Annotated in this window: 14 protein-coding genes and 1 pseudogene; 3 read left to right on the top strand and 12 right to left on the bottom strand. The window is 64.3% G+C overall.

Annotated features, from left to right (window positions below):
- Window positions 1–26: 26 nt before the first annotated feature.
- The 8 genes from X726_RS145265 to X726_RS145290 form a co-directional block, all read right to left on the bottom strand.
- A complete protein-coding gene (locus tag X726_RS145265) occupies window positions 27–647 on the bottom strand; it encodes a 2,3-bisphosphoglycerate-dependent phosphoglycerate mutase (RefSeq protein WP_023672068.1) in 621 nt (206 codons plus the stop codon).
- 27 nt (window positions 648–674) lie between these two features.
- Complete coding sequence (gene dapB / locus X726_RS145270) at window positions 675–1,496, bottom strand: 4-hydroxy-tetrahydrodipicolinate reductase (protein ID WP_023672119.1); 822 nt, start codon at window positions 1,494–1,496, stop codon at window positions 675–677.
- Between the two features lie 30 nt (window positions 1,497–1,526).
- Window positions 1,527–3,347 carry an ABC transporter ATP-binding protein gene (locus X726_RS0136035; protein WP_050588571.1) on the bottom strand — a complete coding sequence of 607 codons (1,821 nt, stop codon included), beginning with the start codon at window positions 3,345–3,347 and terminating at the stop codon, window positions 1,527–1,529.
- A 280-nt stretch (window positions 3,348–3,627) separates the two neighbouring features.
- Window positions 3,628–4,647 (bottom strand): glucokinase, encoded by a 1,020-nt coding sequence (locus X726_RS145275; protein WP_023672067.1) that lies wholly within the window; start codon window positions 4,645–4,647, stop codon window positions 3,628–3,630.
- A 152-nt stretch (window positions 4,648–4,799) separates the two neighbouring features.
- Window positions 4,800–5,894 carry a penicillin-insensitive murein endopeptidase gene (gene mepA / locus X726_RS145280; RefSeq protein WP_023672066.1) on the bottom strand — a complete coding sequence of 365 codons (1,095 nt, stop codon included), beginning with the start codon at window positions 5,892–5,894 and terminating at the stop codon, window positions 4,800–4,802.
- Between the two features lie 34 nt (window positions 5,895–5,928).
- Entirely contained in the window at window positions 5,929–7,029 is a 1,101-nt protein-coding gene (locus tag X726_RS0136030; RefSeq protein WP_023672065.1) for an SDR family oxidoreductase, read from the bottom strand.
- Window positions 7,026–8,180 (bottom strand): tRNA epoxyqueuosine(34) reductase QueG, encoded by a 1,155-nt coding sequence (gene queG / locus X726_RS145285; protein ID WP_023672064.1) that lies wholly within the window; start codon window positions 8,178–8,180, stop codon window positions 7,026–7,028. Before queG ends, X726_RS0136030 begins: the two co-directional genes overlap by 4 nt.
- On the bottom strand, window positions 8,161–8,853 hold the full coding sequence (locus tag X726_RS145290; RefSeq protein WP_023672063.1) for a glutathione S-transferase family protein: 693 nt from the start codon (window positions 8,851–8,853) through the stop codon (window positions 8,161–8,163). Before X726_RS145290 ends, queG begins: the two co-directional genes overlap by 20 nt.
- A 171-nt stretch (window positions 8,854–9,024) precedes the next feature.
- On the opposite strand from X726_RS145290, the gene X726_RS145295 reads away from it, so the two are divergent.
- Window positions 9,025–9,831: an undecaprenyl-diphosphate phosphatase gene (locus X726_RS145295; RefSeq protein WP_023672062.1), complete on the top strand. Its 807-nt coding sequence runs from the start codon at window positions 9,025–9,027 to the stop codon at window positions 9,829–9,831.
- Window positions 9,832–10,006: 175 nt separating this feature from the next.
- On the opposite strand, the gene X726_RS145300 is transcribed toward X726_RS145295, so the two are convergent.
- On the bottom strand, window positions 10,007–10,384 hold the full coding sequence (locus tag X726_RS145300; RefSeq protein ID WP_023672061.1) for a YraN family protein: 378 nt from the start codon (window positions 10,382–10,384) through the stop codon (window positions 10,007–10,009).
- Complete coding sequence (gene rsmI, locus X726_RS145305) at window positions 10,377–11,285, bottom strand: 16S rRNA (cytidine(1402)-2'-O)-methyltransferase (RefSeq protein ID WP_023672060.1); 909 nt, start codon at window positions 11,283–11,285, stop codon at window positions 10,377–10,379. The genes X726_RS145300 and rsmI overlap by 8 nt, the downstream gene beginning before the upstream one ends.
- 172 nt (window positions 11,286–11,457) lie before the next feature.
- Here rsmI and X726_RS145310 point away from each other — a divergent pair, with 172 nt between their 5' ends.
- Together X726_RS145310 and X726_RS145315 are read left to right on the top strand one after the other, a co-directional pair.
- A complete protein-coding gene (locus tag X726_RS145310; RefSeq protein ID WP_023672059.1) occupies window positions 11,458–11,643 on the top strand; it encodes a hypothetical protein in 186 nt (61 codons plus the stop codon).
- A 7-nt stretch (window positions 11,644–11,650) separates the two neighbouring features.
- Window positions 11,651–11,839, top strand: a complete 189-nt coding sequence (locus X726_RS145315; protein WP_023672058.1) for a hypothetical protein — start codon at window positions 11,651–11,653, stop codon at window positions 11,837–11,839.
- A 113-nt stretch (window positions 11,840–11,952) separates the two neighbouring features.
- Here the strand turns inward: X726_RS145315 and X726_RS01000000167345 are convergent.
- Window positions 11,953–12,263: pseudogene (locus tag X726_RS01000000167345) on the bottom strand (low molecular weight protein tyrosine phosphatase family protein).
- A 15-nt stretch (window positions 12,264–12,278) separates the two neighbouring features.
- On the bottom strand, window positions 12,279–12,650 hold the full coding sequence (locus X726_RS145320) for a hypothetical protein (RefSeq protein WP_023672057.1): 372 nt from the start codon (window positions 12,648–12,650) through the stop codon (window positions 12,279–12,281).
- Between the last annotated feature and the right edge of the window lie 25 nt (window positions 12,651–12,675).

Below are 12,675 nucleotides of genomic sequence, written 5' to 3'. Positions count from 1 at the left end.
CTTGGCGAATGCGCTGGCCGAAAACCTCACCCCTCCAGCACGTCCTTCGACGCCACAGTGGAATCGGCGTTGAGCTTGTAGATCACCGGCACGCCGGTGCCGAGCTCGAGCTTGACGATCTCCTCGCCGCTCTTGCCGTCCAGCGCCATGATCAGTGCGCGCAGCGAATTGCCATGCGCGGCGACCAGCACGGTGCCGCCTTTCAGCACATGCGACTGCATGTCGTGAAGATAATAGGGCCAGACGCGGGCGCCGGTGTCCTTCAGGCTTTCGCCGCCGGGCGGCGGCACGTCGTAGGAGCGGCGCCAGATGTGCACCTGCTCTTCGCCCCACTTCTGACGCGCGTCATCCTTGTTGAGACCGGAGAGGTCGCCGTAGTCGCGCTCGTTCAGCGCCTGGTCGCGGATCGTCTTCAAATCGCTCTGGCCGACCGCGTCGAGAATGTGCTGGCAGGTTTTCTGCGCCCGGATCAGCGCCGAGGTGAAGGCAATGTCGAATTTCAAGCCGCGTGCCTTGAGCTTCTGGCCGGCTTCCTTGGCCTCCTTGTGGCCCTGCTCGGTAAGGTCGACATCGCGCCAGCCGGTGAACAGGTTCTTCAGGTTCCATTCGCTCTGGCCGTGGCGCACGAGCACGAGAGTTCCCGACATGTTTGCTCCTTCAAAATTATGGATAGTTTAGCTCAAGCCGAGCACGTCCCGCATGGAATAAAGTCCGGGCTTTTTACCGCGCGCCCAGAGCGCGGCCTTGACCGCGCCGCGGGCAAAGATGGCGCGGTCCTCGGCATGGTGCGACAGCATGATGCGCTCGGCGGTTCCGGCCAGGATGACGCTGTGGTCGCCGACCACCGAGCCACCGCGCAAGCTGGCAAAGCCGATCGTTCCTGGCTTGCGCACGCCGGTATGGCCGTCGCGTGACCGCACATCGTTGCCGGCAAGGGAAATGCCGCGTCCCGCCGCCGCCGCTTCGCCGAGCAGCAAGGCGGTGCCCGACGGCGCGTCGACCTTGTGCTTGTGATGCATTTCGAGGATCTCGATGTCGAAATCCTCTGGACCGAGCGCGCGCGCGGCCTGCTCGACTAGCACCGCCAGAAGATTGACGCCGAGGCTCATATTGCCGGATTTGACGATCGTCGCGTGGCGGGCCGCGGCCTCGATCCTGGCGTCGTCTTCCGCCGAGCAGCCGGTGGTGCCGATGACATGGGCAATGCGTGCCTGCGCGGCATAGCCTGCGAATTCGACGGTGGCTGCCGGCATGGTGAAATCGAGCACGCCGTCGGCCTTGGCGAACACCGGCAGCGGATCGTCGCCGATCGTCACATTGATGATGCCGATGCCGGCAAGCTCGCCCGCATCCCTGCCGAGATAGGGCGATCCGGTTCGTTCGACCGCGCCGACGACGCGGGCGCCGGGGATCGAATGGATGGCGCGGATCAGCGTCTGGCCCATGCGGCCGGCCGCCCCCACCACCACCAAGCCCATTTCGCCGGATTCGCTCATGCTGTTCTCCCGATCGCCTTGCTGGCGCGGCTATGCCGGAGTTTGGATTGGCTGGGCGTCGTCGACAAGCCCCAACCCGCTCTTGCCCTGCACGCGGTGGAAGCGGGCATAGACGCTGTGCGGATCGGCCATCAGCCTGGCATGGTTGCCTTCCTCGACCAAGCGGCCCTCTTCAAGTACGATGATGTGGTCGGCGTTGACGACCGTCGACAGGCGGTGCGCGATGACGATGGTGGTGCGCCCTTCCATCACATGGGTCAGCGCTTCCTGGACGCGGGCTTCGGCCTCGTTGTCCAGCGCCGAGGTCGCCTCGTCGAGCAAAAGGATCGGCGCATTGCGCACGATCGCCCGCGCAATCGAGACGCGCTGGCGCTGGCCGCCGGAAAGGGTCGAGCCGCCCTCGCCGACGGGCGTGTCGTAGCCCTGCGGCTGCTGACGGATGAACTCGTCGGCCGCCGCCAGCACCGCCGCCCGCTCGATCTCGGCGTCGGTCGCCGAAAGTCGGCCAAAACGGATGTTGTCGCGTATGCTGCCTTCGAACAGATAGGGCGCCTGCGAGACATAGGCGATCGAGCCGCGCAGCGAGTGCTTGGTGACTTTGGAAATGTCCTGGCCATCGATCTCGATCGAACCCTTGTCGACATCGTAGAAGCGCTGCAGCAGCGCCACGAGCGTCGTCTTGCCGGCACCCGAGGCCCCGACCACCGCCGTAACCTTGCCGGCCGCGGCGGTGAAACTCAGGTTCCTGATCACCGGCATGTCGGCGCTGTAGCCGAACGTCACATTGTCGAAGCGAACCTCGCCGGTGGTGATCCTGGCTTCGACCGCGTCGGGCGCATCGCCCTGTTTAGGCTCCAGGTCGAGCAGCTCGTAAATCATCCGGGCGTTGACCAGGGCACGTTCCATACCGACCTGCGTACGAGCCAGGCGCCGTGCCGGATCGTAGGCCATGATCAGCGCGGTGATGAAGGAAAACACAGCGCCTGGTGGTTGTCCGAGCACCAGCGCCCGGTAGCCGGAATAGGCAAGGACGGAGGTAATGGCGAAACCGCCCAAAATCTCGGAAATCGGCGACAGCCGCTCCGCGACCCGGGCGATCTTGTTGTTACGCTGCTCGGCCGTATCGGCCATGATGCCGATCCGGCGCGCCAGCTCGGCTTCCAGGGTGAAGGCCTTGACGATGGCGATGCCTTGCGTGGCCTCCTGTACGGACCCGTTCAGCCGCGAGTTGATCAGCACCGATTCCCGGTTGATGCGCCGCAATCGGCGGGTGATGTAGACGACGGCCCAGATCAGCGGCGGCCCGATCAGCAGCGAGCTGAGCGACAACACCGGATCCTGGTAGATCATGACGCCAACGAGGGCGATCAGCGAGACCGCGTCGCGGCTGATGGAGGTCAGCGTCAGCGACAGCAGATCGCGAACGCCGCCGACATTCTCGTTGACCTGTGCCGCCAGCCGACCGGAACGCGTATCGTTGAAGAAGTCGACGCCGAGCTTCATCAGATGGTCGAAGCTGCGCTTCTGGTAGCGGGCGACCAGATTGTTGCCGATCTTGGCCAACGCGACCGCCTGGCCGTAACCGGCGAAGCCGCGCAGCACGGAGGCGGCCATGAACCCGGCGCAGATCCAGACGATCATGTCGCCGCGTCGTTCGTAGAAGATCTCGTTGATCATCGGGGCCATGATCCACGCCGTGAAGGCGGTGGTGGCGGAAACAATCAGCAGGCAGCCGACGGCAACGACATAGGTCCAGCGATATTCACTACCGTTTTCGGCCAGGATGCGGCGCAGCACCGCAGTGACCTCAGCTGGCTGGACTTTCAGTTTGAGTGGACTTTGAGCGGTCAAATCGCGGGCGCTTCGTGGTTTGCTAGAGCATGATGCCGAAAAGTGTGAAGCGGTTTTCGGACGACATCATGCTCTATCTCTTTGATTTAGAGCCGGATTCAGATTTCAGGTCGATTCGATCTGAAATCATCCGGCCCTAGGGATGCCAGGCTGGAATTCGGCCCCCTCTTAGCGCCCCGGCTACGGCTTGCCTATGGCGAAACTTCGTCGCGGCCCGAGGTTGGGGTCACGAAAGCGGCAGCCATTTCCAGGAAAATACCCGTTTTCGGGACGAAATGGATCATGCCCGCCAGCGCCGCCCCGCGGTCTGGACGCCGAACAGCGAAGGGTTGCGGGCATAGGCGGCAAGGCCCAGAAGTGCTGCCAGCGGGTGGGTGATGACATAGACCGGCATTGAGGCCATCAGCGCGCTGTGCGGCGCTTTGTCCTCGAAGGCGGCACGGAAATTGCCTTCCTTCAGTGCCGGAACGATCTTTTGCGCGATGCCGCCGGTCAAAAACACGCCGCCGCGGCTCATGAACACCAGCGCGAGGTCGCCGGCGGTGCGGCCGAGGCAGGTGACGAACAGCGCCAGCGCTTCCTCGGCAACCGGGTCGGTCTTGGCCAGCGCCGCCCCGGTGATTTCGGCCGGCGTGGTGAACGGCGCCGGCTTGCCGTCGGCCTTGGCGACCGCCCGGTAGACATTGACCAGACCGCGCCCGCACAGGATCTGCTCGCCCGAAATGCGGCCGTCCAGCTTTTCGATATGCGGGAACACCTCGAAATCGCGCGGCGTCCGCGGACCGATATCCATATGGCCGCCTTCGCCAGGCACCGGGATCCAGTGGTGGAGGGCATGAACCAACCCGGCGACGCCGAGGCCGGTGCCGGGGCCGAGCACGACACGCCCGGCATTCTCCTCCGGCGCGCCGCCGCCGATCTTTTCCATATGCTCTTCGCCGAGCGCCACGACGGCCAGCGCCTGCGCCTCGAAATCGTTGAGCACGACGATGTCGCCCAGGCCCAGATTGGCAAACATCTGCTTCGGCTTCACCACCCAGGGACAGTTGGTAAGCGGGATCTCGTCGCCATCGACTGGTCCGGCGATCGCCAGCACTGCCGAATTCGGCCGGATGGACGACCGGTCGAGCACCGCCGCCTGGATCGCCTCGTCTATGGTGGCGAAATTGGCGGTTTGCACGATATGCGGCTCACCGGCTTCCGAATTTGCGTCGAGCACGATCGAAAAGCGCGCATTGGTGCCGCCGATGTCGCCGATCAGCACTGGAAACCGCAACGCGGTGTCGTCGTCGCCTGACATGCTCTTGCTCGTCCCCTTTGCGGCGCCGTTGCGACCGTTTCAATCGCCCGGTTTTTCAATCGCCCGGTGTTCAATCGCCCGGTGTTCAATCGCCCGGTGTTCAATCGATTGACTAGCGCATGGCCCCGGAAAGGGAAAGCGTCAGTTCGCCATCACTGTCCGACGTTTGCCGGCGGCCGTCGCCTTGGCAGGGGAATGCCGATCTCCGGCGTGGCGGTGAATGCGTTGGCTGCGTTTGGCAACCCGCCCGCATTGCCCGCAATAGGCGGAGGCGCGTCGGGTTCCGGCGCCCTGGCGGCGATCGGCACGCCGCCGCCGCGATAGGTGACGGCTTCGGCCGAGTCGGCATCGGGCTGGTCGAGCACGAACTGGCATTGTTTCGGCAGGTTCGCCATCGTCATCAGGTCGCGCGCCTTGGGCGCGTCCGGGTTCTTGTTGGGCCGCCACGGCTCCTCGGTAAACCACCAGGCCAGCGGCTTGCCGCAGCCGTCATCGTCGGGCGTCGCTTCCTGTCCCTTGCAGTTGGGCGAACCCGGCTGGCAGCCGATGCGGATGTGGAAATGATAGTCATGGCCCCAGAACGGCCGGATTTTTCTCAGCCAGGTACGGTCGCCGGTGACGGTGTCGCACAGCTTCTTCTTGATGCCTGGATTGACCAGGATGCGCTCGACTTCCGGATAGCTCGCGGCGCGCTTCAACAGCTTGGTATGTATCGGCTTCCACAGCCTGTCCTTCACCAGATGCGTCTTGTCGTCGACCATCAGCGTGGCGCTGATGTTTTCGCGCTCCTGGGTCGTAAGCTTGCGGTCGGGCATCGGCGTCAGCCAGATGTCGGCGTCGAGGCCGATCTGGTGCGAGGCGTGCCCGGTCAGCATCGGGCCGCCGCGCGGCTGCGAAATGTCGCCGATCAGAAGCCCCGGCCAGCCGTCGGCGGCGGCATCGCGCGACAGTTTCTCGATCAGCGCGATCATCGTTGGATGACCCCAGCGCCGGTTGCGCGAGGGACGCATCACCTCCCAGTTCTGGCCGTCCATCGGAATGGCGACGCCGCCGGTGAAGCAGCCCTTTGAATAGAAGCCGAAGGATTGCGCCGCAGCCACCGCCGGCAGCTTCTTGGCGCCGAACAGGTCTTTTGCCCGTGGCTCGGCCGTGATTGCGCCCGCCACCAGCCCGGCCAGCGCCACGACCGCCAGCGCCGCCGTCAGGAACGGCCGTCTGCCGGTCAAGGATCGCATCGAAATCGTCATGAACCCCACTGCAAAAGTCCGCAACACAATCGAATCATATCACCCTCGGGCTCGCGTTTCGATTATCTACCTTCATCGGGCTGCGCGGCTCGCCGTCGCGCCAGCTGCCGTCGGCCCACATCCGATCGAACGCCTGGCGGTAGTCCGGATAGCGGAACCGGTAGCCCGCTGCCTTGATCGCGGCGTTGGCGACGCGCTTGTTCTCGCCATAGAAGGACCGCGCCATGGGCGAAAGTTGGGCGGTCTCGAAAGGAATCTCCGGCGGCGGCTCGACGCCCATCAGCGAAGCGGCATAGGTGACGACATCCTGCGGCGGCGCCGGCTCGTCATCGGTGATGTTGAAAATGCCGCCTCTATTGCCACCGATGAGGTGCCAGAGCGCGCCGGCGATGTCGTCGCAATGGATGCGGTTGAACACCTGGTCGGGCTTGACCAGCCGCCTGGCCGTGCCGTTTTCCAGATTGACCAGCGCGTTGCGACCCGGCCCGTAAATGCCGGAAAGCCGCAGGATGGCCACCGGCTTGCCGGTCTCGAGTCCAAGCTGCAGCCAGCCCCGCTCGGCCGCCACTCGCATCGACGAGCGTTTCGACACCGGCCGGCATTCGGCCGTTTCATCGACCCAGGCACCGTCATAATTGCCATAGACGCCGACGGTCGAGAGATAGCCGATCCAGCGAAGCGCCGGCATCGCCTCGATCGCCTTGCGCGCGGCGAGAAGCACAGGGTCGCCGGCCTCCTCCGGTGCCACCGAGACGACGAGATGGGTGGTCTTTTCCAGCGCATCGCCGATTTCAGGGGTCAGGGCGCCGTCGAACAGCAGCGGCGCGATGCCGACCTGCCGCAGCGCGTCGAATTTTTCCAATGAGCGCGTGGTGCCAAAAATGAGATTCTTGTGAAGAGGGGCGCCCACACTACCCCTCCCCACAAGGGGGAGGGAACGTTGCCGCGCGCTCTTACCGATCCCAGTCGCTGGGTCTGCGAAGGTAGGCGCTTCCGCGAGTTCCCCTCCCCCTTGTGGGGAGGGGTTAGGGGTGGGGGTATTCGTAGTGCGCAAACCGTGCCAGCCCGCATTGGCCCGTGCAAAGGCTTTGCCCGAATAGCCGGCGCCAAAGATAAAAACCTGTTTTTCGCTCATGCGTGCGCCTCAATTGGCAATACGGACAGCCATTCGCCCCGCACTGTCGTGTCGGTTTCAGTGTTCGAGTAGATCGCCGCCTGCCTGTTGAATTCGGCGGCCGGCACCAGCCGCGCCAGCGCCCAGATCGCCGCGCCGCGCACCAGCGGCGAGGCGTCGCCAAGGAGGGCGCGCACCGGGCCGGCCAGCGAAACATCGCCGGAATTGCCGGCGGCGGTCAGCACGTTGCGGACAAAGCGGTCGCGGCCGATGCGTTTGATCGGCGAGCCCGAGAAGAAAGACCGGAACGCCGTGTCGTCCAGCTGCAACAGCTCGCCCAGCGGCGGCTCGCGCAGTTCGTCGCGGGCAGCAAGCTTGGCTTCCGAAGCGGCGCGGGCAAACTTGTTCCACGGGCAGGCGGCGAGACAATCGTCGCAGCCATAGATGCGGTTGCCGATCTTTTCGCGGAATTCTTGCGGGATCGGCCCCTTGTTCTCGATGGTCAGGTAGGAGATGCAGCGCCTGGCATCGAGCCGATAGGGCGCCGGAAAGGCATCGGTCGGGCAGGCGTCGAGACAGGCGCGGCAGGAACCGCAATGGTCTACCTCGGTCGCATCGGGCGTGAGCTCAGCCGTGGTGAAGATGGTGCCGAGAAACAGCCAGGAGCCGTGCTCGCGGCTGACCAGATTGGTATGCTTGCCTTGCCAGCCGAGCCCGGCGGCCTCAGCCAGCGGCTTTTCCATCACGGGCGCCGTATCGACGAAAACCTTCACGTCGCCGCCGGCCCGCGCGACGATCTTGCCGGCGATCTCCTTCAGCCGGCCCTTCATCACCTCGTGATAGTCGCGGTTTTGCGCATAGACCGAGATCGCGCCGCGATCGCGCCTTGCCTGCAGCGCACGCGGATCGTGGTCGGGGCCGTAATTCATTGCCAGCACGATGATCGAGCGCACCTCGGGCCACAGCGTCGAAGGCTCGCTACGGCGTTGAAGCGTCTCCGCAATCCACGCCATCGAACCGTGAAAACCATCGGCGACGAATTCGGCCAATCTGGCTGGCGCCAGCGGGATCGCATCGGGCGTGGTGACGGCAACCGCATCGAAGCCGGCGCGCCGCGCCTCGGCGTCGACTAGCGCGCGCAGGGTTTGGCTTCTAGAAGTCGAGGTCCGCATAATGCGACACCGGCGACAGGCCGCGCACCCGGTCGGAGAGCAGCGGCCGGAACGACGGCCGCGATTTCACCCGCGTGTACCATTCGCGCGCCGCGGCATGCTCGCGCCAATCGATCTCGCCGAGATAATCCAGCACCGACAGCGTCGCCGCTGCCGCCAGGTCGGCATAGGTGACCTTGCTGCCGGCCAGCCAATGACGGGTGCCGGCCAGCCAGTTGGTGTACTTCATGTGCTGGCGAATGTTGGCGCGCGCTGCGCGGATCGCCGCCGAATCGGGGGAACCGCCGCCCGCCGTTTCCGGCATCACCGGCTTCAGCACGCGCTCGCGCACCAGATGCCGGGTCACTTCGCTCTCGGCCTTGTTGAGATACCAGTCGGTCAGGCGGCGGATTTCGGCGCGCTGCATCGGGTCTTCCGCAAACAGGCGCTTGTCGCGCTTCAGGACACCACGTGTTTCGTCGAGATATTCAGCGATCACCATGGCGCCGACGATCGGCACGTCGCCTTCGGCCAGCAGGATAGGCAAGGTGCCGGCCGGGTTCAGCGCCAAAAACTCCTTGCGCCGCGTCCACGGTTTTTCCTCGATCAGCGCCAGCTCCTCGCCATATTCGCCGAAGGCGAGGCGCACGAAGCGGCAGGTGGCGAACATCGGGTGATGGAAAAGCGTCAGCATGATTCCGCGATATTAAGGCGCACTGGCGAATCGCCGTCCGCACCGGTAAGTCTTGGCGGCCCGTCATGCGGCCGTCACGGTGCTGCGACCTATAGGGGGACTTCCGCGCCGTGACAAGCAAGCCCTTTTGCCAGCCGTTTCCTTCCGTCCCTTGAATGCCGAGGTTGCCATATGGATAGCCATACCATTGTCGAAGCCCTGCTGCTCGGCCTGCTGGAGGGGCTGACCGAGTTCATCCCGGTCTCCTCGACCGGCCATATCCTGCTCGCCGGCCATTTCCTCGGCTTCCATTCCACCGGCAAGGCCTTTGAGATCCTGATCCAGCTGGGCGCCATCCTGGCGATCCTCAGCGTCTATTTCCGCCGCCTGTGGCAGATGCTGCTCGACCTGCCGCATGATCGGCTGACGCGGCATTTCGTCATCGGCATCCTGATTGCCTTCCTGCCGGCCGCCATCATCGGCGCGCTGGCGCATGATTTCATCAAGACGGTGCTGTTCGAATCGCCAAGGCTGATCTGCATCATGCTGATCGTCGGCGGCGTCGTGCTGTTGGTCGTCGACCGCATGAAGCTGCAGCCGGTCTACCGCGACGTCGAGCGCTTCCCGACAAGGCTTTACCTGCAGATCGGCCTGTTCCAGTGCCTGTCGCTGATCCCCGGGACGTCGCGCTCCGGTTCGACCATCGTCGGCGCGCTGCTGCTGGGCGTCGACAAGCGCGCGGCGGCGGAATTCTCCTTCTTCCTCGCCATCCCGACCATGGTCGGCGCCTTCGCCTTCGATCTGTTCAAGAACCGCAACGTGCTGAGCAGCGCCGACCTGCCGATCATCGCTATCGGCTTCATCGCCGCCTTCCTTACCGCGCTGATCGTCGTGCGCTTCCTGCTCGATTACGTCTCGCGCAACGGCTATTCGCTGTTCGGCTGGTGGCGCCTGGTGGTGGGCACTGTGGGGTTGGTGGCGCTGATGACCTGGGGGTGAGCTTTACCCTCCCCCCTGTGGGGGTCCGAAGGACGGGCGAGACAGGCGGCTCGCCCCGGTCAGTCGATCCGCAAAGCGGATCGGGGTGGGGGTCGGCGCCACACCCCCGCCCCGTTTCGCCAACGACGCGTCGCTTGCTCACCGACCCTCCCTACAAGGGGGAGGGTAAAGGCCGCTAACTCCTCCCATAAAACGCGTTCTCGACATGCACAGGCCAGCGCCAGGGCAGCACCGCGATCATGTCGAAGCGCATCGACAATCTGCCGTAGTCCGGCTGCCGCGACAGCCAGATGTCGGCGGCGCCCTCGATGCGGCGCTCCGATTCGTGGCCGATCGCCTCCATCGCTTCCATCAGCGTGCGCCGCGCCTTGACTTCGACGAACAGCACCAGGTCGCCGCGCCTGGCGATCAGGTCGATCTCGCCGAAGCTGGTGCGATGCCGGCGGGCGAGGATGCGATAACCGTTCAGCATCAGCGCCGCTGCCGCCAGCCACTCGCCGCGATGGCCGCGCCGATAGGCTTTTTGGCGGCTGGCGGCCGGGCGCTCAGCCACCTTCGCCTTCTCCAACCGCATCCCTGAGTTCCAGCAGCCGCCGGTAAAGCGCCTGCTTCTGCCCGCCAGTCATCTTCGCCGCCTCCGCCGCCGCCTTGGACGCCGGCATTTCGGCGGCCAGCGACAGCAGCAGCCTGTCGATGTCGGCGGGTTGGTCGGGCTTGATCTCGGCGGGCCCGACGCAGATGACGATCTCGCCCTTCGGCGTGTCAGCCGCCGCATAGTGGTCGGCCAGCGCCTGCAGCGTTCCCGTCCGCATCTCTTCAAAAGTCTTGGTCAGCTCGCGGCCGATGGCGGCCTTGCGCGCGCCGCCCAACGCCTCGACCATGGCGACCAGCGTTTCGGCCAGCCGACGCGGCGACTCGAAGAAGATCAGCGTTGCCGGCACCGCCCTGAACGTTTCGAGCTTTGTCAGCCGCTGCCCAGATTTCACCGGCAGAAACCCGGCAAACAGGAAGGCGTCGGACGGCAGGCCCGACGCCGTCAGCGCCGCCAGCGGCGCCGATGGGCCGGGGATCGGCACCACGCGCAGGCCGCGCTCCAGCGCTTCGCCGACCAGCCGGTAGCCTGGGTCGGAGATCAGCGGCGTGCCGGCATCCGAAATTAGCGCCACGCTCTGCCCGGCCTCGAGTGCCGCGATCAGCTTCGGTCCGGCCTCGCCGGCATTGTGTTCATGATAGGCCGTGGTGCGGCGGCGGATGCCGTAGCGGTCGAGCAGCACGCGCGAGACGCGGGTGTCCTCGCAGGCGACGACGTCGGCGGCCGCCAGCGTTTCCAGCGCGCGCAGCGTGATGTCGGAGAGATTGCCGATCGGCGTCGCCACCAGATACAGCGCCGGCGCCAGCGGCCGGACTGCGATCTCGGTCTGCCCGATCACATAGCTGCGTTTCTCGCCGGTCACCGGGTCTCTCCATTTCGCCCTGTTTGGCATGGCGCGCGCCGGGTTGCAAAACTCCCGAACGTCGGGCCAAACCTGACGCCGATGTAACCCGGCGGCCATGTCTTTGCCACAGTGGGGAACGAAAGCGTGGCTGGCGGATTGAATACCTGAGTCTCTTGAGGAGGAGGACAGGATGGACAGCCTGGAATTGCAGGACGTTTTCGAGCCCTATTATGCCGAGCGCAAGCGCTTCACTGCGCGAAAGGGCAAGCGTGCGCTCGCCGAAAGCGACACCGGCCTGGCCAGTCGGACGGCCACCGCCTTGCCGACGAATGTCAGGCTTTCGGACAACAAACCGGACAGCACGACGGAGCACTGACCGTACGATGCCCAATCGTTTCGATATCTTCATCACCCGTCTTGAAACGAAGAGCGCCCGCGAAGGCGCGCCGCCGCATCCGATGAACGACCAGAACAGCGTCCGCCGGGACAAGAGCGACGCCAAGCCGGCCCGGACCGGAGAGGCGCATGCCGAGAAACACCGCGGCAAGCGCCGCTTCAAGCACGACGCTTGACCTTCGCGATTGGCGAGGACCACCCTCACTTCGTCATCACGGGCGAGCAAGGAGCGAAGCGACGCGGCGCAGACTCGAGGATGACGAACGCGTGGTTGCGAAGCCCCCATAGTTCAATCGAGATATCGCGAAGCCCGTGCCTTCAGAAGGTCGATCAACTCCGGATCCATGGATCCGTAGTCATCCGGGATGTCGAGGCAGATGACGCGGGCCTTCTTCAGGCTCTCCTTGAATTCTTCTGCAGCTTGGTGCGGTGCGCTTTTTCCATCACGAAGACGATGTCGGCCCAGGCGACCAGTTCATGCGTCAGCGGCGTGTCTGCATCGTGATTGGTGCCGGCCGACTCGACCTCGATATCCCTACGTTTGGAGAACACCTGCTCGGCGGTCGGGCTGCGCAAGCGGTTCTGGCTGCAGACGAACAGGACGTTCTTCGCCGACTACTCATCCCAGATCTTACGCAGATTTTTGCTGAGAGGGATGTACTGATCAAATGTGAGTCCATTCAGATCAAACTCGAGCAACTCATCCTTGGCGATTCCGCGAAGCTTATTTCCAATATATGTTATGAAACTGAGGACAACGCTGAATTCGCTCAAGTGGGTCAATTTTAGTTTCGATGTGACCGTTGCGTTCCTGATGAAAATCGCCTGAGCCTCAAAGAGGTCGTCTTGCTCTGGAGATCTCAAGATTTCGGTCAATCCAAACTCGAACACATCATCCGTGTTCAATGTCATCAAGGTCTCGTGGATCAGGAACGTCATCGCAGGAGTCACCTCGGATGCGGCGCTGGCACGCCAGCGGTTCAACAAGTCGACTTTCTAACATCCTTGCTCA

Origin of the sequence: Mesorhizobium sp. LSJC285A00, assembly GCF_000503155.1 — a bacterium.
Lineage (GTDB): Bacteria > Pseudomonadota > Alphaproteobacteria > Rhizobiales > Rhizobiaceae > Mesorhizobium.
This window is presented reverse-complemented; position numbering and strand designations above follow the sequence as displayed.

What these genes read in the sequence shown, in the direction of transcription:
- X726_RS145265 (WP_023672068.1), bottom strand. Translation starts at nt 647, where the DNA reads ATGTCGGGAACTCTCGTGCTCGTGCGCCACGGCCAGAGCGAATGGAAC.
- dapB (WP_023672119.1), bottom strand. Translation starts at nt 1,496, where the DNA reads ATGAGCGAATCCGGCGAAATGGGCTTGGTGGTGGTGGGGGCGGCCGGC.
- X726_RS145275 (WP_023672067.1), bottom strand. Translation starts at nt 4,647, where the DNA reads ATGTCAGGCGACGACGACACCGCGTTGCGGTTTCCAGTGCTGATCGGC.
- mepA (WP_023672066.1), bottom strand. Translation starts at nt 5,894, where the DNA reads ATGACGATTTCGATGCGATCCTTGACCGGCAGACGGCCGTTCCTGACG.
- X726_RS0136030 (WP_023672065.1), bottom strand. Translation starts at nt 7,029, where the DNA reads ATGAGCGAAAAACAGGTTTTTATCTTTGGCGCCGGCTATTCGGGCAAA.
- queG (WP_023672064.1), bottom strand. Translation starts at nt 8,180, where the DNA reads ATGCGGACCTCGACTTCTAGAAGCCAAACCCTGCGCGCGCTAGTCGAC.
- X726_RS145290 (WP_023672063.1), bottom strand. Translation starts at nt 8,853, where the DNA reads ATGCTGACGCTTTTCCATCACCCGATGTTCGCCACCTGCCGCTTCGTG.
- X726_RS145295 (WP_023672062.1), top strand. Translation starts at nt 9,025, where the DNA reads ATGGATAGCCATACCATTGTCGAAGCCCTGCTGCTCGGCCTGCTGGAG.
- X726_RS145310 (WP_023672059.1), top strand. Translation starts at nt 11,458, where the DNA reads ATGGACAGCCTGGAATTGCAGGACGTTTTCGAGCCCTATTATGCCGAG.
- X726_RS145315 (WP_023672058.1), top strand. Translation starts at nt 11,651, where the DNA reads ATGCCCAATCGTTTCGATATCTTCATCACCCGTCTTGAAACGAAGAGC.